We start from the raw sequence: 22,627 nt of genomic DNA on the forward strand, positions 1-22,627 counted from the left end.
AGAGAAATTTTGAAGGCGATTAACTCAACCAGAAAAACGGTCCTGGCAGAAAAGGTTGAGACCGCCATGAATTTCACAAGAAGGCTGGCGGGATTAATTTTCACAACGAATTTTAAAACCGGTATGGCTCTGCTTATCATGCCATGTTCATCCGTACATACATGGTTCATGAGATACGCAATCGATGTGGTTTTTCTGGACCGCGGCAACCGGATCTTAAAGGTGGCGCAATCCATCCCGCCCTTTCGGATTGGCCCGGTGGTAAGAGGGGCCGCAAAAGTGCTGGAACTGCCCGCCGGGGTGTGCAGAGCCACCGGCACAGAAATTGGCGATGTGATTGAATTTATTTTCGAGGAGTGATAAAAATGGCAAAAATCTCATATAGAGGCGGAGGCTTTTCTCTCACCTTCCGGTTAAGTCTTGGTTTTACGCTGCTCATAACTTTTTTGATGGGGGCTGTAGGTTTTTCCATATATGTGAGAGAACGCAATGTGTTCATAAACGGAGTTGTAGAGAGAGGGTGGGCCATGGTGCGTCTTGTCAATACGGTTGCGTCCGAGGCTATGATGTCGGGAAATTATGCCGCACTTGGCGAGGTAATGAAAGATCTGCACGCCGACGGCTCAATCCTTGAAGCCGGAGTTTTTGACAAAAACGGCGATATAGTGGCGTCCTGCGGCTTTGCGAGCGGAGTTTCGGCCGGAGTAAAGGATATGGCAACAGTGGCAGACGCCAGAAAGCTTACAACGATAAAGGACGACAAAGGGAAGGTGACCGCCGTCGCTTTTACATCGCCCATCTTAGACAGCGGCGGCAAATCCGTCGGCCATATTTATATGCTGACGGATTTCAGTTTTGTTGAAAGTTACCTGCGGCAAACGGTCTACAATATCATTTTCAACTTTGTGCTGGCAACTCTGGCGGGGCTTCTGCTGGCACGTCTGATAATCATCAGGGCCGTGGGCCGTCCGATAAAAGAGCTGTTACTGGCAACTGAAAGGGTAGCCATCGGCGATTTTTCGTACAAGCTGCATGTAGCCACCAGGGATGAACTGGGACGGTTGGCCAGAGCTTTTAATGCCATGAGCGGGGAGCTGGGCGTACTGTTTAATTCCATAAAAAGCATTGTAGGTGACATGTGCTCAACTTCAAAACTTATTGCAAGGCACTCGGAACTTTTCGAAGTAGACTTTGAAAAAATGGATCCCGCCAGGCAGACGGAATTGATAAAGGAAATTAACTCGTGCGCCAGGCGCATTGCCCGTACAAGCGAACAGCTCAACTCATTGGCACTGCAGTTTAAGACGGAAAACTAATATGCAGACTAATATATAATTCATATGTATTTTTTTATAAATTGTTTTAGAAAACCCTAAAATTTATAAAAATTATTTCGCATATTATATAATGAAGGCTCCTGAATAAATCAATTTATTATTAAAGGATGAAAAGCTTTGGTCAACATTGAAAACCTCGAGAAGATAATACAAAAGACGCGAAGAATTGTCGAAAAGAGCAAAGAGGAACTCTACCGGCTGGGAGAGAGCGCAAGGCTGGAATATGAGAGGACAAAGCAGGAACTGGAGTCGGTAAAAAAGGAAATAGCGAGTATTATCAAAGAGGTTGACGACATGGAAAAAAATTACAATCAGTCGAGGATTCGTTTAATGGAAGTCAGCCGGGATTTTAAACATTACAGCGAAGAACAGATTAAAGAAGCTTACGAAGAAGCCAATAAAAAACAGATAGAGCTTTTGAGCAAGCGTGAGAAAGAAAAATTGCTTCGTCTGCAGAGGGACCACCTTGAAAGGAACCTGAAAAACCTGGAGGTTACCATAAAGCGTTCGGAAGAATTGATGGCAAACGTGGGAATGGTGTTAAAGATATTGAGCAACGATCTTGAGTCCATCGGCAATAAGATAGGGGAAATGCAGCAAATGCAGGCTCTGGGCCTTTCTGTTATCATGGCGCAGGAAGAAGAGCGCAAGCGGGTGGCCAGGGAGATTCACGACGGGCCCGCCCAGAGCCTGGCAAATATAGTAATGAGGGCGGAGTTCTGTATGAAGCTGATGGAAGTCAATCCATCGATGCTGAAGGATGAACTGTACGGTTTGATGGATCTGGTGCGCAGGAGCCTCCAGGACGTACGGAAAATAATTTTCGACCTTCGCCCCATGGCCCTTGACGATCTGGGCCTTGTACCCGCCCTCAAGCGCTACGTTGAACAATATATGAAGGACTATGGTATCTACATCGAAATAATAGTAATGGGCAATGAATATGAGCTTTCCTCTTCCCTGGTGGTGGCCCTTTTTCGGGTCATCCAGGAATCAATGACAAATATCAGGAAATACGCCAGAGCAACGGAAGTATTGATAAAAATCGAATTCTTGAAAAACAGGATAAATGTGGTCGTTCGGGACAACGGCTGCGGTTTCGACGTAGAAAAAGTGATGGCCGAAAAAAGCGGCATGGCCTTCGGGCTTATCGGGATGAGGGAGCGAATTCAGTTGCTAAAAGGCAAGTTTGAAGTAAAATCTTCCCCGGGCCACGGGACGGAAGTGATTTTAAGCGTGCCGACGGCCCATGAGGAAAATGGTCTGGCCGGAGTTCGGAGAGGTGAGCATGTTGCAGGAAAGCAAAAAACAAATTAAAGTAATTATTGCCGATGACCATGCCCTTCTTCGGGAGGGCATAATAAAAATCCTTTCGCTGGAACCGGATATTGTCGTGGTGGGGGAAGCCGAAGACGGCGATCAGGCGATAGAGCTTGCAAGAAATACCGAGGTCGATATTATACTGATGGATATAAACATGCCCAATGTTAACGGCATAAAAGCCACGCAAATAATAAAAGCGGAAAAGCCGGAGATAAGTATAATAGCCCTCACGATTCACGACCAGGAAGAGTATTTGTTTGAGCTTATAAGGAGCGGCATTTCCGGCTACGTCTTAAAGGATGTCAGGCCCCAGGAACTTGTGAAGACCATCCGGTGCGTGGCGGAAGGACAGGCCTTTATTCCTCCTGCACTCACCCCAAAGGTCTTCAAAGAACTCAACCGGCTTTCGAAAAAAAAGGAAGAAGAATCTCGACATCATTTTGACTTGACAGAGCGAGAAATGGAGGTGCTGCAGCAGATCTCCATGGGGCTTTCCAACAGGGAGATAGCCGAAAATCTCTACATAACCGAAAAGACGGTAAAGAACCACCTGACCAACATATTCCAGAAAATCGGTGTTACGGACCGCACCCAGGCCGTGCTGTTTGCAATCAAGCACAATCTGGTGGAAACCTGACGTAGCATCATTTGCCGGCTAAGTTGCATTACTTTACATTTAGACTAACTTAACAAAAAAGCACCCTCATGGGTGTTTTTTTGTTCGTACCGCCTGTTTGCTAAGCCGATGGGTTGACCCTTCGATTGGATGCGCCCGGCAAGGGTTAAGCTTAAGCAGCTTGGTTTTCAAGGCCGCTTAAAAAATCAATGTAAGCCCGGCCACTTTACAAAATGCCTGCCAAAACCCCTTGACTTTTTCGAAACAGCCCCATAATCGAAGGAGAAATTTGACCTTTCCCTGCTTTTTATGCAAACAGGAATCGTTAAGCATTCAGGTGTATCTAGCTGGTTGATGGCTTTTGCCTATATTTGCGGCCTGATTGCTCAAAAGGCTTCTGTAAACCAGAACGCAAAATAATTGGGGGCCAGTACAGTTATAGGTCAATTTTTATAAATTATTGTTTTATTAACCGGAATCTAGTATAATCAAAAATCGAAAGATAATTAAACTAAACCTGAATCCGCGACAAATAAAAACAAAATATATTGTACAAAGAAGAAAAATATAGATTACCCGGTTGTGGCGAAAGATATAACAGCTCTTTTAAAGGAGATGGGTTTTAAAAATGAAGCTTGAGTATTTATACATAGTTGGAACCGACCGGAGGGCCCCTGTAGATGTGAGAGAAAAGGTATCTTTTGGGAAAAAAGCGGCTGATGCTCTGACAAAGATAAAGGAGATGGAAGGGATTTCAGAAGCTGCTGTGCTTTCTACATGTCACAGGAGTGAGATTTATTTTATATCTACCAGTTCAGATGACGGCAGTGTAAGTAAGTTTTTCAGCGAATTTTTTAATATAGACGAAAATGTATTAAAGCCTTATCTTTTTACATTACGGGGGCGTGATGCGGTGGAACACCTCTTCAGGGTGGCCTGCGGGCTGGAATCAATGGTGTTAGGCGAAGACCAGATCCTGGGGCAGGTAAAGGAAGCGGGGGATATGGCACGGGAGGCGGGTATCTCCGGCAAAATTTTAAACAAGCTGTTCCGGGATGCCGTGACGATTGGCAAGAGGGCAAGAACAGAGACGCACATAACGGACCACCCGCTGTCCATAAGTTACATTGCGGTTAAATTTATTCAGGAAGTTTTCGGAGATCTAGATGATAAAACGGCTTATGTAATCGGGACGGGAGAGATGGGGAAACTTGTTATTAAATACCTGTTGGAAAAAAGAATCAAAAATGTTTTTGTTTCCAACAGGACTCATTCCAAAGTAATAGATTTAAAACGGGAGATACCGGCAATTCAGGTGATTCCCTACGAACAAAAATACGAAAAGATAGCTCAAAGTGATATCGTAATAAGCGCCACCGATGCCCCGCATTATACGGTGGATTATGATAAATTCAAGGCAAGCTTTAACGGTAGAAAAATATGCATGGTAGATATCGCACTACCAAGGGACATCGATCCCAGGATAGGTGAAATAGATGGAATCGCCTTGTATACCATCGATGATCTGAAAAACGCGGCAGAGGAGAACAGAAAAAAGAGGGAGAAGCAGATTGCCATAATAGAGAATATGGTGAATGAAGCTGTGACAGATTTCGTAAAATGGCATAATGCTCTCTTGATAGTTCCGGTTATAAAACATCTCAATGATTATGCAGCAAATGTTTGCCATGCAGAATACGAAAGGGCTATAAATAAATTGACAGGAATCGAGGAAAGGGAGAGGCAACAAATAAAGTACTCCCTGGAGAGAGTTGGCGCCAAGATCGTGAACCATTATTTAATGGGATTAAAAGCCCTGGCAGAGGCAGACAAGCTCGATCCATCGGTGCTCGAAGTTTTTGAATCCACAAACAGAAATACAATATAATTTTTCCCAGGAGGCGATTATAACGAAAAGACTTTTACGGGCAGGAAGCAGGGAAAGTAAACTGGCTTTAATACAGACTAATATTGTCATAGAACAATTAAAAAGGCATTATCCCGACTGGGAATTTGAAATAGTAAGAATAAAGACCCAGGGAGATAAGTTTCTCAATGCTGCTTTGGGCGAAGTTGGGGGAAAGGGGCTCTTTGTAAAAGAGATTGAGGAAGCGTTGTTTTCCGGTGCCATAGACATGGCGGTGCACAGCATGAAAGATGTGCCATCAGAGCTGCCGGAGGGGCTTCATATCTCGGCTGTCACTAAAAGAGAGGACCCGAGGGATGTCTTTATATCGATGAACGGGATGAGATTTTCGGAACTTGCAACCGGGGCCCGGATAGGCACCTCCAGTTTAAGAAGGGCCGTCCAGCTAAAAGCCATAAGGCCCGATGTAGAGATATTACCCATCAGGGGAAACGTTTCCACGAGAATAAAAAAAATGCGGGAACTGGACCTGGCCGGGATCGTGCTGGCGGCTGCGGGGATAAAGCGGCTGGGTATGGAGGAGGTTATTACGGAGTATTTTACCCCGGAGATGATGGTACCGGCTGTAGGCCAGGGGTCCCTTACCGTAGAGACCCGTATAGACGATGAATTAAGCGAACTTATCAGATGCATAAACGACACCAATACGGAAAGCGCTGTAAAAGCCGAAAGGGCCTTCATGCAGGCCCTCGGGGGAAGCTGCAAAATCCCTATAGGAGCTTATGCCGAAGTTGAGGGGAACACCCTGACTTTAATCGGAATGGTAGAGAAAGATGGAATAATAAAAAAGGGCAGCATATCGCAGAAGGTATCTCTTGCAGAAGAAGCGGGCATAAAACTTGCTAAAGAATTAGGTGAGCTGCAATGAAAGGAAAGGTATACCTCATCGGAGCGGGGCCCGGCGACCCGGGCCTCCTGACGTTGAAAGCCGTAGATGTCATAAAAAGAGCTAATACTATAGTCTTTGATAGATTAATAAATTATGAAATATTAAAGCTTGCCCGGCCTGGGGCCGAACTCATCGACGTGGGTAAAATGCCCGGCCATCATCCAATACCCCAGGAGATAATAAACGGAATTTTGGCAGAAAAAGCCGTCGAGGGCAGGGCGGTAGCCCGACTGAAGGGAGGAGACCCCTTCGTGTTCGGCAGGGGAGGAGAGGAAGCATTGTTCTTAGAAGAAAAAGGGATACCCTTTGAGGTAATACCTGGCGTTACCTCTGCGGTTTCCGTCTTAGCCTATGCGGGTATACCTATAACCCACCGGGATCTTTCCTCATCCTTTCACGTAATCACTGGCCATGAAGCCGAGGCCAAGAAGGATAACCTCGACTGGGGAGCTATCTCAAAGTTAAACGGCACCCTGGTATTTTTGATGGGCGTTAAAAATATGGATTTTATTACCAAAAGCCTCATAAAATACGGCAAATCCGCCGCCACTCCGGCTGCCGTCATAATGAATGGCACGACCCCGGGCCAGAGGGTTGTAGTTGGAAGCCTTTCGGATATTTCTGAAAAGACAAGAAAAAACGGCATAAAAAACCCTGCGGTTATAGTTATCGGCGATGTAATAAACTTAAGGCAGAATCTTAACTGGTACGAGACAAAAAAACTTTTCGGGAAAAGGATTCTTATAACCGGAATGAACGAGCGGGAGGAATGGGAAGCAGGTTTTACTAAAAATGATTCTGTAACCGCTCTAATAGATGAAGGAGCAGAGGTCATACATTGTCCCGCCTTAAAAATAATACATGTCCTTGAGAATATAGAAAAACTGCTCAATGAAATTGTAAATTACGATATCCTTATATTCACCAGTAAAAACGGTGTGGAAAGCTTTAGCAGGGCTATGCGGGAAAAAAGATTTGATGTCAGGAGATTAAACAATATCAGGATAGCAGCAGTGGGTTCCAAGACAAAGGAAAAACTGGAAGAAATGCTAATTTACCCGGATATTATACCACAGGAATTTACATCAAGTGCCCTCCTTGATGTAATTAAAGAAGAAAAAATTGGAAAGAACGCTGCCGTAATTACCTCCGACATCGGGGGTAAGGATCTGATGAATGGTTTAGAACAGCTTGGCTTGAAACCACGGAAAATAATCGCTTATAAAAACCAGCCCAATTATGAAATCAGGGAGCGGTTCCTCGAGGAATTTAAAAGAGGCATTGATATTGCTATATTTACGAGTCCATCCACATTTTACTATATGAAAGAGATAGCAGGGGAGACCATGGGGGGAATTAGCAAATCTATCATTGCCGCCATAGGCCCCACCACAAAAAAGGCCATTGAAGGTGAAGGGTACAGGGTAGATGTAATACCCCGGGAGCATACGATGGAAGGTGTCATAAGAGAGATACTGGAATATAAAAATCTTTAAACTAGCATGTTTAAACTGCAACTTTGAACAGCAATATAAATATAGGAGAAGGTGGATGAAATGGAGTTTATCAAAAGGCCAAGGAGACTTAGATTAAATAGTGCCATAAGAGATATGGTACGAGAGACGAGGCTCGATGTAAAGGACCTCATATATCCTCTTTTTGTGGTGCATGGGGAAAAGGTTAAGCAGGAAATAAACTCTATGCCCGGGGTGTATCGCTTTTCCATAGATACACTGGTGGAAGAGGTAAAAGAAATTTACAGCCTCGGTATCCCGGCAATTCTCCTCTTCGGCGTGCCATCCGTCAAGGATGAGGTAGGGAGTGAGGCATATGCCGATGACGGCATCGTGCAAAGGGCCATAAAAGCCGTGAAAGATGCCGTGCCTTCAATGTTTGTTATAACTGATGTTTGCATGTGCGGCTATACCAGCCACGGCCATTGCGGAATAGTTGAGAGAGGCTATGTGGTAAATGACAAAACTGTGGAACTGATTTCAAAAACGGCCCTTTCCCATGCAAGAGCAGGAGCCGATATGGTGGCCCCTTCGGACATGATGGACGGGCGCGTAGGTGCCATAAGAAAACTGCTTGATGAAAAAGGTTATTCAAATGTTTCGATAATGGCCTACAGCGCAAAATACGCTTCAGCTTTTTTCGGTCCTTTCCGGGAGGCTGCCGAATCCGCTCCGAAATTCGGGGACAGGAAAACGTATCAGATGGACCCCGCTAACTCCGATGAGGCCATGAGGGAAATTAAGCTCGATATAGAGGAAGGTTCCGACATAGTAATGGTAAAGCCTGCCCTGTCGTATCTGGATATAATAAGGCGGGCAAAGGAAAGTTTTAATATTCCTGTTGCGGCCTACAATGTGAGCGGCGAGTATGCTATGTTGAAGGCCGCGGCGAAGATGGGATGGCTTGATGAAAAGGCTGTCGCTATGGAAATCCTAACATCGATAAAGAGAGCGGGAGCCGATTTGATAATAACCTATTTTGCCAAGGATGTGGCGACATGGCTTACTACCCGGTGATGCTGAATATTGAAGGCAAAAGGTGCCTTGTGGTGGGCGGGGGGTCGGTGGCTCACCGCAAGGTGCTATCCCTGCTGGAGTGTGGAGCAATTGTTACCGTCATAGCTCCGGAGGTCAATGAGAGTATACTGAAGCTCTGGAAGGAAGCCCGCATAAGGTTAATTCGGAGAAACTATATTAAGAGCGACTTGGCAGGTTACTTTATTGTCGTGGCCGCATCGGATGATAGAGATGTAAATAAACTTATAGCCGAAGAAGCCGGCGCAGGAGGGGTACTTGTAAATGTGGTTGACGATGGGGAACTTTCTTCTTTCATAATGCCTTCCGTTATAAGGCGGGGGGACCTTACGGTTGCCATATCTACCGGCGGGAAGAGCCCTCTTTTATCAAAGATGCTAAGACAGAAGCTGGAAGAAATTTTACCCGCTGAATGTGAGGAACTGTTAAAAAAATTGGGGAAAGCGAGAGAAAGTGCAAAGGAAAAGGGTCTTCCATCGCAAGAAAAACTGAAAATATATAAAGATATGATCGAGGATAGTGAATTAAAAAAATTTTTCAAAAATGGGGGATAATATGAAGTCGGAAGAACTTTACATGAGAGCAAAAAAAGTTATGCCTGGGGGCGTAAACAGCCCGGTGCGGGCATTCAGGTCGGTTGGAATGAACCCTATTTTTATAAAAAGAGGGCAGGGAAGTCATTTATGGGATGAAGACGGTAATGATTACATAGATTACGTGCTTTCCTGGGGGCCGCTTATTTTGGGGCATGCCCATCCTGATGTGGTATCTGCTATAAAAAAACAGTCGGAAATGGGGACGAGCTTCGGTGCATGTACAGAACTGGAGGTGTTGATGGCGGAAAAGATAAAACAGGCGTTGCCCTCCATAGAAGTTATAAGAATGGTTAATTCCGGTACCGAAGCCACCATGAGCGCCATTAGACTTGCAAGGGGTTATACAGGAAGGAATCTTATAGTGAAATTTGCAGGCTGCTATCACGGCCATTCCGATAGTCTCTTAATCAAAACGGGTTCGGGAGCACTGACTTTCGGGATTCCCGATTCGGCCGGGGTTACAAAGGAGACGGCAAAAGACACTATTATTTCTAAATACAATGATACGGAAATGATAAAAGCAATCTTCGACAGGTACGATGAGGATATTGCCGCTGTCATAGTAGAACCAATAGCGGGAAATATGGGCACCGTACCGCCAAGAGAAGATTTTTTAAAAGCCCTGCGGGAACTGACATTAAAATGCGGTGCACTACTGATATTCGATGAAGTCATTACGGGCTTTAGGGTTTCCTTTTCCGGTGCTCAGGGGTTATTGGGAATAACCCCCGACATTACCACACTGGGAAAGATCATAGGCGGAGGACTACCGGTTGGTGCCTACGGTGGAAAAGAGGAAATCATGAGGTATGTTTCACCCGATGGCCCCGTCTACCAGGCCGGGACTCTCTCTGGCAATTCGCTGGCTATGGCAGCAGGCTATACCACATTAAAAATCCTGTCGGAAAATCCCAATATATACGAAGAACTTGAAAGAAGGGCGGAAAAGCTCTGCAGGGGATTAAAGGAAAGCATGGAGCATTTGGAAATACCAGTTACCATAAACAGGGTGGGCAGCATGATGACCATGTTCTTTAACGGCCAGGGTGTCTATGACTATGATTCGGCAATAAAATCCGATACAAATTTATACGCCGCATATTTCAGGGAAATGCTGAAACAGGGCATTTATCTACCTCCCGCACAATTTGAGACGTTCTTCCTATCTTATGCCCATTCTGACGAGGATATTGACAGGACGATAGAAGCTGCTTATAAAGCTGCAGGGACCTTTAAATAAATTAAGCTTTTTGGAGGGTGGATTAATTTTCAGCGTAACAGATACATATAAAAAATTATTATAGTTACTAAAAATATTTATTATTAGACTAAGATTTTTGTGAGTGTTATACTTATATCAAAGTCAATTATTTGATGAAGAGATTATAAAGAATATCAAATGACGTATATTGAGGAGGAAGAACATGAGTTATTATGTAAGCGTTAAAAGGATGAATGAAATCTTAAAAGAATTGCAGAAGCACTATAAGGTATATGCTCCTATGCGTTTTGAAAAACGGGGCCGTTATTCAGACACTGATTTGATTCGATATGCAGAAATCAACTCAATTGAGGATGTAGTTTACGATGAAAAGTCAGATTTTTCACCAAAAGAAGTGATATATCCAATTACCCAGGCGCTATTCTACTTTACTGAGTATGAATATATGGAAAGCAAGGTAGATGACAAGAAGATTCTGATATTTGCCCGCCCTTGTGATATAAATGGTTTTAGACGACTTGATACAATTTTTCTCAAAAACGGAGGAACAGAAGATATCTACTACAAGCGTCTACGGGAAAAGATAAAGTTTATTTTAATGGAATGCGGAGAAGGTTGGGATACCTGTTTCTGCGTTTCAATGGGTTCCAATAAGACCGATGACTACAGCTTAGCGGTTAGATTCGAAAATGATAACATATTGGTCGAAGTAAAGGATGACGAATTTACCAATTTATTTGTCGATGAAAAAGAAATAGAATTTACACCTGAATTCGTTACCTCTAACCCGACAAAAGTTAACATCCCTGAAATTGATAGCCAGGAACTGTTAGAAAAAATTTACGACCTCGATATGTGGAAAAGTTATAATTCAAGATGTATAAGCTGTGGAGCCTGTAACGCCGTATGCATAACCTGCAGTTGCTTTAACACATTAGATGTAATATACACCGAAAATGGAAAAGTTGGTGAGAGAAGAAGGGTTCAAGCCAGTTGCATGCACGAAGATTTCACGACAATGGCTGGCGGTTTGGGCTTTAGAAAAACTGCCGGGGAGCGGATGAGGTTTAGAACCCTACACAAAATCTACGACTACAAAGCCCGTTTCAAAGATGAGCATATGTGTGTCGGATGTGGACGTTGCGATGAAAGATGCCCTGAATTAATATCTTTTTCTACTACTATTAACCGTCTATATGATGAAGTGGAAAAACTTAAAAAAGGAGAAGCAACCCAGACAATAGAACAAACAGCATCAACCGAGGAGGTAAAGTAAAATGAGCGAGAATATAATGCTTCCAAATCCACATAAAATAATAAACATCATCAACGAGACAGAAAATGAGTATACCTTTAGGGTGGAAACTAACGCAAAGGTCAAGCATGGACAGTTCTTTCAGGTGTCCATACCTAAAATCGGAGAAGCCCCTATATCGGTAAGTTCTATGGGTGATAATTGGGTGGAACTTACCATAAGGAAAGTAGGAAAGCTTACCAACGAAATATTCAACTTAAAACCCGGAGATAAGATATTTATGCGTGGACCTTACGGTAATTCATTCCCCAAAGATGACTTTAAGGGCAAGGATTTAGTCGTCATCGCCGGCGGCACTGGTGTTTCTCCTGTCAGAAGCCTTTTAAAGTATTTTTATGAAAATCCAGATGAAATAAGATCGCTACATTTTATTGCGGGATTTAAGGACGAAAAAAGCATCCTGTTTAAAGAGGATCTAAAAAATTTTAAAACTAGGTTTAACACAATTTATACCCTTGATAAAGATAAGATAGAAGGCTTTGAGGTCGGCCTTGTTACGGAACACATTAAGAAAATACCATTCAATACATTTGAGAATTATAATGTGGTAATCGTAGGACCTCCTGTTATGATGCACTTTGCCGCTTTAGAATGTTTAAAAAACGGAGTACCTGAAGAGAAAATCTGGGTATCCTTTGAAAGGAAGATGTCTTGTGGCGTCGGCAAATGCGGTCATTGCAAGATAAATGAAACATATGTTTGCCTAGAAGGACCTGTTTTTAATTACACTAAGGCAAAAAAATTGCTGGATTAATTAGGAGGGATAATTACATGAGTTACGATATCGATATAAAAGAGGTTCGCAGAAATTGCTACCGCCAGTCAAAAGTGCGGGGTGAGTTCATGCTCCAGATGCGCGTTCCCGGCGGTGTCATAGAGGCCAAATATTTGTCGTTCTTTCAGCATATTGCGGAAACCTGGGGAAATGGAGAATTTCACTTTGGGGTCAGGCAGATGGTAGCAATACCAGGTATTAAGTATGAAAATATAGATGCTGTTAATAAATATATAAAATCATTTATTGAAGATATTGAAGTAAAGTTATGCGGTGTTGATATGGACGTTAATGACAATGGATATCCGACCATAGGCGCTCGTAATACAATGGCTTGCATAGGAAATCGCCATTGCATAAAAGCTAACATTGACACAACCGACCTGGCCAGAAAGATAGAAAAGTTTATATTCCCCAGCGATTATCACATAAAAATAAATATAGCAGGATGCCCTAATGACTGTGCTAAAGCTCACGTTAGTGATATCGGTATAATCGGCGTTACAAAGACGGAATACGATTATGAGCGCTGTATAGGGTGTAAAAAGTGTGTAGAAGCATGTGCCCATCATGCAACGCGTGTTTTATCTGTAGAAAAAGGCAAAATCGTTAAAGACATCTGCTGCTGCGTCGGTTGTGGCGAATGCGTCCTTGTGTGTCCAACCGGTGCTTGGACCAGGAACCCTAAAAAATTCTACAGGGTATTGATCGGCGGCAGAACAGGAAAGCAAACACCTCGTATGGGTAAAATCTTTTTAAACTGGGTTACAGAAGATGTGGTTTTAGGCGTATTTAAAAACTGGCAGGCATTTTCCGCTTATGTCATGAATAACAAACCTGAATACCTCCACGGCGGACACCTTATTGACAGAGCGGGATATAACAAATTTAAAGAAATGATATTAAAAGATGTCAAACTAAACCCAGAAGCTATGGTGGCTCAAAGGGTCTTATGGACAGAAACCGAATACAGATCTAACTTTAATGTAAAACCCGTAACCCAGGATTAATGTTAAAAGAGAGTATTCGCGATGTTACACCTCTGGAGGCGCAAATCAATCAGTGCCTTGCATATAGTATCCTCAGGCAATTTACAAGGAAATATAACTATCAGTGGCTGTGGTAATGCATGTGCTATGGATGATGAAGCTGATTATAATGTTGTTATTTTGAAATACAAACTATGGGTATAAAAAAATGAGATATGGACGTTATTAATAGGGACCAGTTACCTGAGTATCTTAGATAAATGGTATTTTAAGGTAAAGTGGAAGAGGAGAAGTTTGGAAAGATATTTTTCACATCTGGTGTTGGTAGCTGGAACTTAACAGAAAAGAGGTGTTTGGATGAATGGATTAAAAGTCCTCTTCCATGTCAACGAGTCTAGCAGGTGGCAGATAGTACTCGTGAATATCACTAATTTTTTGAATGATGTTGGGCAAGACAATGCTAACATTGAAGTAGTGATTAATGGTGAGGCAGTTTCTATTTTTAGGAATAGATGCCTGCTGTCCGGGAGTGACGGTTTGTGCTATGGATCAACTAGTGGATCGCTTGTGGAGCAGATGAAGAAATTATCAGAGGTAGGAGTAAACTTTGTAGTGTGTCGGAATGCCATCAAAGGCCAGTTTATCGACGAAGACAGCCTTCCCGATTTTGTGACAGTTGTACCAGTTGGCATAACAGAAATTGTCGGGAAACAGGCAGAAGGGTATGCCTACATCAAGCCTTGATTTATATGTCTTATGTAGAAAGAAAGTTTTTGTAACTTGATGTAGTTTAACAAAGATCTAGAATAAAAGAGGCGAATAAGATTGATGAAAGAAATTGTAGATTCTCATGTACATGTTTCATTACTTCCCTTCGAAGGGTGGGAGAGTATGGCACTAGCCGGAGTAAGGAAGATTATCGGCTGCTCCATATTTTTTGGGGCAAAACATGCAGAAACACTCTTTGATCATTTCCATCAGATGTTAACTCTTTCTATGAGTAATGCCTCTAAAAATGGTATTAAGCTTTACGTTGCCGTTGGCATTCACCCCATGGGAATACCGGACGACTGGCCCAGGGTGATCGACGCTCTTCCATCCCACCTTAAAATGAGTGGTGTCATTGGTCTTGGTGAGATCGGGCTGCATGAGGGAAACAAGCGGGAGCAGGAGGTTCTCCATGAGCAATTGAAGATTGCCAAGGAATATGGGGTTCCAGTAATCATTCATACTCCGCCACAGAACAGGGTTGAAATTACCAAAAAAACAATTGAGATTGCTGCTACTGTGGGGATGGAACCCGGAAAAATGATTATAGACCATGCAAATTTAGATATTATTGACTTAATCGAAGACTTTGGTGCCGTTCCCGGGCTTACCATTCGCCAGGAGGGGCTCAGTTCTCAACTATTGTTGAATCATCTGGAACGTTTCCAACGAGGCGTACTAAATAGCGATTACAGCAATCTAAAACCCAATGATCCGCTGAGCGTACCCAAGACTGTGCAGTACCTAGAACTGAACGGAGCTTTCCCGAAAGTCATTGCTCGAATTGCGAGATACAATGCCGAGGAAGTTTTTGGTATTTAAACGCTCAGCAATATGATTTATTACTAAGTCATAGTATTTAAAAACCAAACTACTTAGTGATAAATCCATAATAAAGGAGAGGAGAGTATGCCAGTCAACAATGACCAAGATGAACTTCTTGATTTAACAATCCTCACCTACCTCAAAAAGCTTGGGCCGGAATACGCAAAACTTCTGGCGATACGCCTGGGTTTATCCTTGGAAGAAAGCAGAAAGCGACTTCAAAGTTTGGAGGAGAGAGGACTAATCAAGCGAGTGGAAAGAAGAATAGTTAAATATTACCATCGGCGACGAAAAAGTGTTAAGCATCGGAATCACACATATTATGAGCTCACCAGGGAAGGAGAATTTTTTCTAAGGCAGGTTAGGAAGAAAATTGATATTAATTTTGACATCGAATACCCTAACAGGTAAAGTGATTTATAAAGATTCACATCAGAAAGTTCAAAACAAAGTTTCATAAAACACCTAAACCGCATTTTGCATTCCTCCCCTCAAAGATTTACCTCAGCCATGTAATACATACTTTATCGTAATCCCCTGCCTTAAAGCGCTGTTTATGTTGAGCGCCAGCTTGTTCCTTATATGAGGTTGGCCTGCAAGTATTAATATATACGGGTTTTGAGAGTCCATGTTAAAATTAAATATCATCCGCAAATCCTCAAGCACATCATTGGATGCCATCTGAATCTCATCAAGTATGATAACCGGTGTCACCTTCTGCTCATAGTAGAACGATGTAATTGCTCCCTGTCACTTACATATTTTCTAAGGGCAGTTGACTTCCCCACTCCCGGTTATCCAACAACAAGGTCTATCCCTCTTGTGCTTTGAAGATATTTAAGCCTTGCAGCAAGTTCAGTCATGACCTGGCTATTAAATAAATCTTCTGCAGCAATCTCCTTGCTAAATGGGTTGTATTTAAGCCCGAAGAATTGTGTAAACATATTTTCTATTTCCCTCCGTTAATTCATCATATCGGTAAAGGATATGGATGCGGCTGGAGTTTTTTCATTAAATGCCGTATCATCTGCTATCTTTTCATCTTTTTTTCTGTTGCCGCCATATTTTCTTTTTACATGAGCGTTATCATGAAAGTTTACCCTGTAAGCCTCTCCTACCTTTTTCCCTTCATGGTATAAAAGAATTGGCATTGCTTACTCTTAGCAGGAAATTCTCATTTAGCCGTTCTATGTCAGTTACGCATAAGGGGGACCACTAAGCCCACTTCTTGCCACCACCCACCTTCGGTGGGTTCCCGGCCTTGATGACCTCGACAAAGAACTAGAGAAAAGAGGCCATAAATTCGTAAGATACTCAGACGACTAAAGTAAGATAACCATAAGAGTAAGATTGATATCAAAGATTCTACATGCTATAATCAACATAGATGTGAAAATAAGAAATTCATATATCAGGAGGGTTATCTGTGATGATAACAAAGTTAAGAGAGCGCTCCCAAATAACTTTACCGGCAGAAATAATAAAAAAGATGAAGCTGGCTCCGGGAGATACCCTAGAAATAACTATAGAAGATGATAAGATAGTGATAAAACCTGTTTTAATTGTCGACAGGTCTCAAGCATGGTTTTGGTCTAAAAAATGGCAGGAAAAAGAAGTTGAGGAAGATATAAAAGCAGGGAGAGTCTATCATGCTAAAGACATCGATGATCTCATAAAGCAATTGGAGTCATGAATTATGGAATTTATATATTCAAATAGATTTAAAAAAGATTATAAAAAACTCCCTGACAATATAAGGAAAATATTACAGGAGAAATTAAATCTCATGGCACAGAATCCTTTTCATCCTTTTTTGAGGACTAAAAAAATAAGAGGGAAAAGTGATATTTTCGAATGCAGCATCAATATGTCTATAAGGATGACATGGCAATATCAAGATAAAAAAATTTTTTTAAGAACAGTAGGGCCCCACATATCGAATCACTAGCGTTGCATAAATAAAATATAGAGATTTGGAACCGGGCTTACAGCTATGTCCAGGACGACGGGCTTTACTGCCTCCATCGGTGCGCAATTAATTCTTAAAGGAAAAATTACAAAAAAAGGTTTACTTACCCCGCTGGATATCCCCTATGGTATGGTGGAAGATGAAATTTCCATGAGAGGAATAAAAATAGAAAAAAATATTTCAAATTAAGAAAACATATGATAATATTTAGATGACAGCAATTTAAAATAATTGGGAGGGAAGCGGTTGTTATGAACATTTCCCGTTCCATCATAGCAGTGGATTCCCACACTATGGGGGAACCCACCAGGGTGGTCATTGGAGGCATTCCGCATATACCAGGTAAAAACATGCCCGAGAAAAAGCAGTACCTTGAAGAATATATGGACCACCTGCGCAGGGCTCTCATGCTGGAGCCCAGAGGGCATGACGACATGTTCGGCTCTATTATAACCTCTCCCACGATGCCTGAAGCCGATCTCGGCATAATATTCATGGACACCGGAGGCTATCTGAACATGTGCGGTCACGGCACCATAGGCGCCGCTACGGTGGCTGTGGAGATGGGGCTTGTGGAAGTAAAAGAGCCGATAACTGAAGTGGTGCTGGAAGCTCCGGCAGGGCTGGTAAAAGCCCGGGTCAGAGTGGAAAATGGAAAGGCTAAAGGCGTCACCTTTCAAAATGTACCTTCTTTTTTGTTTAAAGAAGGGATTGAACTGGAGATACATCCTTACGGAAAAATTAGAGCCGATATCGCTTTCGGGGGCAGCTTTTTTGCCATTGTAAAGGCCAGGGATCTGGGGATAAAGGTCGCTAAAGAAAATATTCATGAGTTGATAGATATAGGCTTGAAAGTCCGGGACGAAGCCAATAAAAAAGTTGAGGTTTACCATCCGGAAAAACCCCACATAAAGACCATAGATTTGGCCGAGATTTCCGATGCGCCTTCCCATCCCGAAGCCCATGCCAAAAATGTGGTAGTCTTCGGTAAAAAATCCGTAGACCGTTCACCCTGCGGCACCGGCACATGCGCCAAGATGGCGGATCTTTATTTCAAGGGTGAGCTGGGCCTGCATCAGGATTTTGTCCACGAGAGCATCCTGGGAACTCTCTTTACCGGCCGCCTGGTGGGGAAAACCAGAGTAGGCGATTTTGATGCGGTAATTCCGGAAATTACCGGAAGGGCCTTTATCACCGGCGTGAACCACTACATGATAGATGAGGAAGACCCGCTAAAATACGGATTTTCTTTGAGATGAGGGAAAGTTCAGTGCTTATAAATCTGGTTCTCTGCTTTCCGCCACCCATTTGGCAATCGCATCAGAATCTTTTAAGTCGGGGTGGTTTTCATCACTCCATGTTCCGAAAGATTTTTCCAGTGCCATTTTTGCGTTATATATTGATTGTTAATAAATATAATTATATACTTATAAATATACAACCAGATAATATCAATAAATAACCAGAAGGGATGTCTTAGCTTGGTGCCGGAGATTTTGTTTTTAAAACAGGAAGATGTATTGAATGCGGGCCTTATGGATATGGATGGAGTATTGAAAATGGTAGAGAAGGCTTATTTCATGTATGCCGAAGGAGAGATTAAGAATCCCCCCAAGACCATGATAAGCCTTGATTCCGATGAAGGAGTCTGGAAGAGCAGGTTCATGTCCATGCCGGTATACATAGGCGGCGACATCAACAGAGCCGGTATAAAATGGGCGGCGGAGTCCACATTAAATCAAAAGACAGGGCTTTTGCCGATGGGGATCGATATGGTTGTCCTGAGCGATCCGGATACGGTGCTGCCGGTGGCCATAATGGACGGGACACTGATTACCGCCATGAGGACAGGAGCCTCTATGGCCGTTGCTGCAAAATATCTTGCGAAACCCGATGCGAAAACCGCAGGATGCATAGGCGCCGGAATAATCGGCAGAACCACCATCTGGGCGTTGAGCAAGGTTCTCAATCAACTTGAAAAGGTAAAATTGTTTGACCTTAATATAAAAAAGTCTCAGGAGCTTTTCGAAGAATTTAAAGGGAAAGTGAACATAGAAATTGCGGGTAGTGTCGAGGAAGCAGTTAAAGATGCGGATGTGGTAATAACAATGACCACCAGCCAGAAGCCTTTTGTAAAAAAGGAATGGGTGAACAGAGCAAGGTTATTTTTACAGGTGGGTTCCTTTGAAGCCCATGAAGAAATTCCGGCGGGTGCCGACAGGATAGTAGTGGACGATTGGGAACCCATAAAATATGATCCATTCTCCGTATTTCAGCCATTGATAAAAAGCGGCAAACTGCGCGATGAAGATGTGACCCCGCTATACAATATAATAAGTAAGAAATCCCCCGGCAGAGAAGGCGACGAATTTATTTTCTTTAAATCCCGGGGAATGGGCTGCCTTGACATAATGGTGGCAGATTATATATATAGAAGGGCTAAAGACCTTGGAATCGGCAAGATACTGCATTTATGGGACAGCCCAAAATGGGTGTAACGACTGCCAACATTTCTGCAAATGCCGTTAGGATTTTAACATGATTGAGCGAATATCGTAAGATAATAATAAGAAGATTCGGAGGAAAATCTTTATGATAACCCCGGAAGAAAAAAGGGTATTAGATGTCCTTGAAGAATTAAACATTCCATACACCAGGATGGAACACATTCCGGTTTATACCATTGAAGAATTCGAAAAGATTGGAAACATGCCCAAATCGGTATGCAAAAACCTTTTTGTGCGCAATCAGAAAGGGGACAGGCATTACCTTATCATACTTGAAAACTCCAAGAGAGCGGACCTTGGTAAAGTCGCAGAACAGATAGGTAGCGGCAAACTGAGTTTTGCCTCGGAAAAGAGACTGGAAAAATATCTTGGCCTAAAACCCGGATCGGTTTCCCCCTTTGGCTTAATCAACGATAGCCAGAAAGAAGTTAGAGTCGTGATCGACAGGGACCTGGAAAGCATCGGCGAAGTCAGCTTTCATCCAAACATAAACACCGCGACGTTGACAATTTCCTACAGGGATTTTGAGAAATATTTGGCCTGGTGCAAGAATAAAGTAGTGTATGTCCAAATATAGTACATTTACAGAAACCTTGACTATCACTTGTTTTACCGTATGGAAGGTATGCGAGGTTAAACTTTCTTGTTGTTTAAATTAATTTTTATTTAAAGCCCCTATTAAAAGGGGCTTTATTAATTTTGCTTTAATTTATCGTCACAGTATGACGAATAAAATATGTATATTTTTTTATTAAAAACATATTTACTTTCGAATGAAAGTATAATATAATATAAATGAAAATATAAGAAAATAGAGGCACATCTAAATTTATCAAAAGGATGTAGAATAATGAACAACCGACAAATGGAAATAATGAATATTATTTCGAAAGAATCTAAAATTAATGTGAATGAACTTGCCAGGAAGTTTAATGTCTCCCAGGTTACCATACGGCAGGACTTACGGGCTCTTGATAAACAGGGGATGTTAAAAAGGGTCCACGGCGGCGCAGTAGCCATAACCGATGACCGCATATCCAACCGCATGTGCTTGAATTACAGGGTGAAGAAAAGGATCGCCCGAGAGGCTTCGAAAATGGTGCAGGATGGAGAAACCGTAATGATCGAATCGGGTTCCACAGCCGCCATTCTTGCCAGAGAACTGGCGAATAAAAAAGAGGTAACTATAGTTACAAACTCCCTTTTTATAGCAAACCATGTAAAAGAATTAAACAACATTAATGTAATCCTGCTGGGAGGAATATTGCAGAAAGCCGCTGAAGTCACAGTAGGCCCATTGATCAGGAGTTCCCTGGATAATATTTATGTTGATAAGTTTTTTATCGGGGTGGATGGGTTTACCGAAGAAACTGGTTTCACTTCGATAGATATGATGAGGGCTGAAACTGTTCGATGTATGGCGAAAAGAGCAAAAAATGTGGTAGTGATAACAGATTCAACAAAGTTTGGAGTCAGAGGAGTTACGCATCTTTTGGACACTGAAGCCGTAAGCACTGTTATAACGGATTCGGGCATTGGCAAGGATTATGAGGAATTTCTCATAGAAAAGAATGTAAAATTAATAAAAGTATAATAAGTATTAAAATTTTCCGTTCGAAAAACGAATGGAAATACAGCTTGCGGGGAGGTGAATATATGACATAGGGGGAATTTAAGAATAAAGAATGAGGTGTAATCGGAATAAAAATGCAAGGAGGTAGTATCGTGTCGGGATTCATGGATAATTTTGCTCAATTTTTGGAAAATAAAGTTCTGCCGCCGCTGATGAAACTTGCGGAACAGCGCCATTTTGCCGCTATCAGGCAGGGGATACAGAGGATAATACCACTTATTATCGTGGGCTCCATACCACTGATCATTGCATACCCGCCTGTTCAATCATGGAGCGCTGCTGTAGAACCATATCGTGATATATTGCTTGTGCCATTTTCGATGACTTTCGGCTTGATGTCCCTCTTTGTAGCCTTTGGAGTGGCATCAGCCCTGGCGTCAACTTACGACCTTGATTCTACAGCAGCAGGGATAACGTCAATGCTGGGATTTTTGCTGGCAGCGGCCCCTATGACTAAAAATGCGCTATCGGCCGATTATCTGGGAGGCACCGGCCTGTTTACCGCAATAATAGTGGCCATATGCACGGCTGAACTTATGCGGTGGTTTAAAAAATCCGGTTTTACCATCAAAATGCCTGCAGGCGTTCCGCCGGCAATAATGGCGTCCTTTGAATCGATAACTACTGTGGGAGTCATTGTTCTCGTCATATGGCTAATCAGAACCGTTGGAAACCTCAATATTCCAGAAGTTATTATGTCAGCCTTCAAACCACTGGTAGTTGTTGCCGATACTTTGCCTGCCATACTGCTGGCGCAGGTGCTACACCAGGCTCTATGGGCGGTGGGCATCCACGGCACTTCGGTGGTGGTGTGGGGCGTCATGGCGCCTTTCCTCACGCAGAATCTTGCTGCTAATGCACAGGCCGCCTTGGCGGGGCAGCCCATACCGTTTTTCTGGACTGAACCCATGCAGATGAGCTATGCCCATATGGGCGGTTCGGGAGCCACATTGCCCCTGATATTCTTCTATCTGAGGTCTAGATCCGCCCATTTGAAACAGGTTGGAAGAGTGGCGCTCATACCCGGTATATTCAACATTAATGAGCCCATAACCTTTGGTACACCCATAATACTTAATCCCATTATGCTCATTCCATGGTTCTTAAGCCAGCCGATTATAATGACGATAGTATATGTCGCAGCAAAACTGAATCTCGTCACAAAGGCGTATGTATTGCCGCCATGGACTACTCCCGTCCCCATCTACCAGTATATTATGACGGGCGGCGACTTCAGATCGGTAATACTTGCGGTCATAGTGTTCTGCGTAAGTGCGGCTCTATATTATCCTTTCTTCAGGATATGGGAGAAACATCTCCTGGAACAAGAATCAGGCGCGGCAAGCTGACATTTCGTAATATGTAATTTTCCATATTAATTTTACAG

General features: G+C 42.8%; 24 protein-coding genes and 2 pseudogenes. 24 read left to right on the top strand and 2 right to left on the bottom strand.

The genetic code is table 11. The features are described from left to right. Nucleotides 1–9 precede the first annotated feature (9 nt). The 16 genes from D2962_RS02860 to D2962_RS02940 all read left to right on the top strand — a co-directional run bounded on the left by D2962_RS02860 (nt 10) and on the right by D2962_RS02940 (nt 15,542). Nucleotides 10–360: a DUF192 domain-containing protein gene (locus tag D2962_RS02860; protein ID WP_122014069.1), complete on the top strand. Its 351-nt coding sequence runs from the start codon at nt 10–12 to the stop codon at nt 358–360. A gap of 5 nt (nt 361–365) precedes the next feature. Further along, the gene (locus D2962_RS02865) at nt 366–1,316 is read left to right on the top strand and encodes a HAMP domain-containing protein (RefSeq protein WP_122014070.1); all 951 of its coding nucleotides are present in this window, start codon (nt 366–368) and stop codon (nt 1,314–1,316) included. A gap of 138 nt (nt 1,317–1,454) precedes the next feature. Further along, a complete protein-coding gene (locus tag D2962_RS02870) occupies nt 1,455–2,654 on the top strand; it encodes a sensor histidine kinase (protein ID WP_122014071.1) in 1,200 nt (399 codons plus the stop codon). Next, a complete protein-coding gene (locus tag D2962_RS02875; protein ID WP_122014072.1) occupies nt 2,626–3,297 on the top strand; it encodes a response regulator in 672 nt (223 codons plus the stop codon). The genes D2962_RS02870 and D2962_RS02875 overlap by 29 nt, the downstream gene beginning before the upstream one ends. Nucleotides 3,298–3,904: 607 nt before the next feature. Beyond that, the gene (gene hemA / locus D2962_RS02880; protein WP_122014073.1) at nt 3,905–5,164 is read left to right on the top strand and encodes a glutamyl-tRNA reductase; all 1,260 of its coding nucleotides are present in this window, start codon (nt 3,905–3,907) and stop codon (nt 5,162–5,164) included. After that, nucleotides 5,136–6,071: a hydroxymethylbilane synthase gene (gene hemC / locus D2962_RS02885; RefSeq protein ID WP_245984873.1), complete on the top strand. Its 936-nt coding sequence runs from the start codon at nt 5,136–5,138 to the stop codon at nt 6,069–6,071. Before hemA ends, hemC begins: the two co-directional genes overlap by 29 nt. Then, on the top strand, nt 6,068–7,588 hold the full coding sequence (cobA, locus tag D2962_RS02890; RefSeq protein WP_122014074.1) for a uroporphyrinogen-III C-methyltransferase: 1,521 nt from the start codon (nt 6,068–6,070) through the stop codon (nt 7,586–7,588). The genes hemC and cobA overlap by 4 nt, the downstream gene beginning before the upstream one ends. 60 nt (nt 7,589–7,648) lie before the next feature. Then, on the top strand, nt 7,649–8,623 hold the full coding sequence (hemB, locus tag D2962_RS02895; RefSeq protein WP_122014075.1) for a porphobilinogen synthase: 975 nt from the start codon (nt 7,649–7,651) through the stop codon (nt 8,621–8,623). After that, on the top strand, nt 8,605–9,195 hold the full coding sequence (locus D2962_RS02900) for a precorrin-2 dehydrogenase/sirohydrochlorin ferrochelatase family protein (RefSeq protein ID WP_122014076.1): 591 nt from the start codon (nt 8,605–8,607) through the stop codon (nt 9,193–9,195). The genes hemB and D2962_RS02900 overlap by 19 nt, the downstream gene beginning before the upstream one ends. Before the next feature lies 1 nt (nt 9,196). Continuing rightward, a complete protein-coding gene (gene hemL / locus D2962_RS02905) occupies nt 9,197–10,477 on the top strand; it encodes a glutamate-1-semialdehyde 2,1-aminomutase (protein WP_174232493.1) in 1,281 nt (426 codons plus the stop codon). Nucleotides 10,478–10,661: 184 nt separating this feature from the next. Beyond that, entirely contained in the window at nt 10,662–11,735 is a 1,074-nt protein-coding gene (asrA, locus tag D2962_RS02910; protein WP_122014078.1) for an anaerobic sulfite reductase subunit AsrA, read from the top strand. A gap of 1 nt (nt 11,736) precedes the next feature. Beyond that, nucleotides 11,737–12,528, top strand: a complete 792-nt coding sequence (gene asrB / locus D2962_RS02915; protein WP_122014079.1) for an anaerobic sulfite reductase subunit AsrB — start codon at nt 11,737–11,739, stop codon at nt 12,526–12,528. A 17-nt stretch (nt 12,529–12,545) separates the two neighbouring features. After that, the gene (asrC, locus tag D2962_RS02920) at nt 12,546–13,559 is read left to right on the top strand and encodes a sulfite reductase subunit C (protein WP_122014080.1); all 1,014 of its coding nucleotides are present in this window, start codon (nt 12,546–12,548) and stop codon (nt 13,557–13,559) included. A 336-nt stretch (nt 13,560–13,895) separates the two neighbouring features. Then, nucleotides 13,896–14,282: a DsrE family protein gene (locus tag D2962_RS02930; protein ID WP_122014081.1), complete on the top strand. Its 387-nt coding sequence runs from the start codon at nt 13,896–13,898 to the stop codon at nt 14,280–14,282. An 84-nt stretch (nt 14,283–14,366) separates the two neighbouring features. After that, nucleotides 14,367–15,128: a TatD family hydrolase gene (locus D2962_RS02935; protein WP_122015718.1), complete on the top strand. Its 762-nt coding sequence runs from the start codon at nt 14,367–14,369 to the stop codon at nt 15,126–15,128. A gap of 87 nt (nt 15,129–15,215) precedes the next feature. After that, nucleotides 15,216–15,542 (top strand): DUF2250 domain-containing protein, encoded by a 327-nt coding sequence (locus D2962_RS02940; protein ID WP_122014082.1) that lies wholly within the window; start codon nt 15,216–15,218, stop codon nt 15,540–15,542. Between the two features lie 96 nt (nt 15,543–15,638). Here D2962_RS02940 and D2962_RS19455 read toward each other — a convergent pair. Together D2962_RS19455 and D2962_RS02950 are read right to left on the bottom strand one after the other, a co-directional pair. Continuing rightward, nucleotides 15,639–16,075, bottom strand: a pseudogene (locus D2962_RS19455) (AAA family ATPase); the annotation flags it as partial. An 18-nt stretch (nt 16,076–16,093) separates the two neighbouring features. Beyond that, nucleotides 16,094–16,279: pseudogene (locus D2962_RS02950) on the bottom strand (IS481 family transposase); the annotation flags it as partial. Between the two features lie 281 nt (nt 16,280–16,560). Here D2962_RS02950 and D2962_RS02955 point away from each other — a divergent pair. The 8 genes from D2962_RS02955 (at nt 16,561) to D2962_RS02990 (ending at nt 22,589) form a co-directional block, all read left to right on the top strand. Next, nucleotides 16,561–16,824, top strand: coding sequence for an AbrB/MazE/SpoVT family DNA-binding domain-containing protein (locus D2962_RS02955; RefSeq protein WP_122014085.1), 264 nt, complete (start codon nt 16,561–16,563; stop codon nt 16,822–16,824). A 3-nt stretch (nt 16,825–16,827) separates the two neighbouring features. Then, nucleotides 16,828–17,079 carry a type II toxin-antitoxin system RelE/ParE family toxin gene (locus D2962_RS02960; RefSeq protein WP_122014086.1) on the top strand — a complete coding sequence of 84 codons (252 nt, stop codon included), beginning with the start codon at nt 16,828–16,830 and terminating at the stop codon, nt 17,077–17,079. A gap of 45 nt (nt 17,080–17,124) precedes the next feature. Further along, complete coding sequence (locus D2962_RS02965; RefSeq protein ID WP_122014087.1) at nt 17,125–17,289, top strand: hypothetical protein; 165 nt, start codon at nt 17,125–17,127, stop codon at nt 17,287–17,289. Between the two features lie 62 nt (nt 17,290–17,351). Then, on the top strand, nt 17,352–18,359 hold the full coding sequence (locus tag D2962_RS02970) for a proline racemase family protein (protein ID WP_122014088.1): 1,008 nt from the start codon (nt 17,352–17,354) through the stop codon (nt 18,357–18,359). Between the two features lie 225 nt (nt 18,360–18,584). After that, nucleotides 18,585–19,598 carry an ornithine cyclodeaminase family protein gene (locus tag D2962_RS02975; protein WP_245985015.1) on the top strand — a complete coding sequence of 338 codons (1,014 nt, stop codon included), beginning with the start codon at nt 18,585–18,587 and terminating at the stop codon, nt 19,596–19,598. 97 nt (nt 19,599–19,695) lie between these two features. Continuing rightward, on the top strand, nt 19,696–20,184 hold the full coding sequence (locus D2962_RS02980) for a YbaK/EbsC family protein (RefSeq protein ID WP_174232514.1): 489 nt from the start codon (nt 19,696–19,698) through the stop codon (nt 20,182–20,184). 273 nt (nt 20,185–20,457) lie between these two features. Then, a complete protein-coding gene (locus tag D2962_RS02985) occupies nt 20,458–21,201 on the top strand; it encodes a DeoR/GlpR family DNA-binding transcription regulator (protein WP_122014091.1) in 744 nt (247 codons plus the stop codon). Between the two features lie 131 nt (nt 21,202–21,332). Continuing rightward, on the top strand, nt 21,333–22,589 hold the full coding sequence (locus tag D2962_RS02990) for a PTS sugar transporter subunit IIC (protein WP_162991074.1): 1,257 nt from the start codon (nt 21,333–21,335) through the stop codon (nt 22,587–22,589). Nucleotides 22,590–22,627 lie beyond the last annotated feature (38 nt).

The organism is Biomaibacter acetigenes, assembly GCF_003691585.1.
Lineage (GTDB): Bacteria > Bacillota > Thermosediminibacteria > Thermosediminibacterales > Tepidanaerobacteraceae > Biomaibacter > Biomaibacter acetigenes.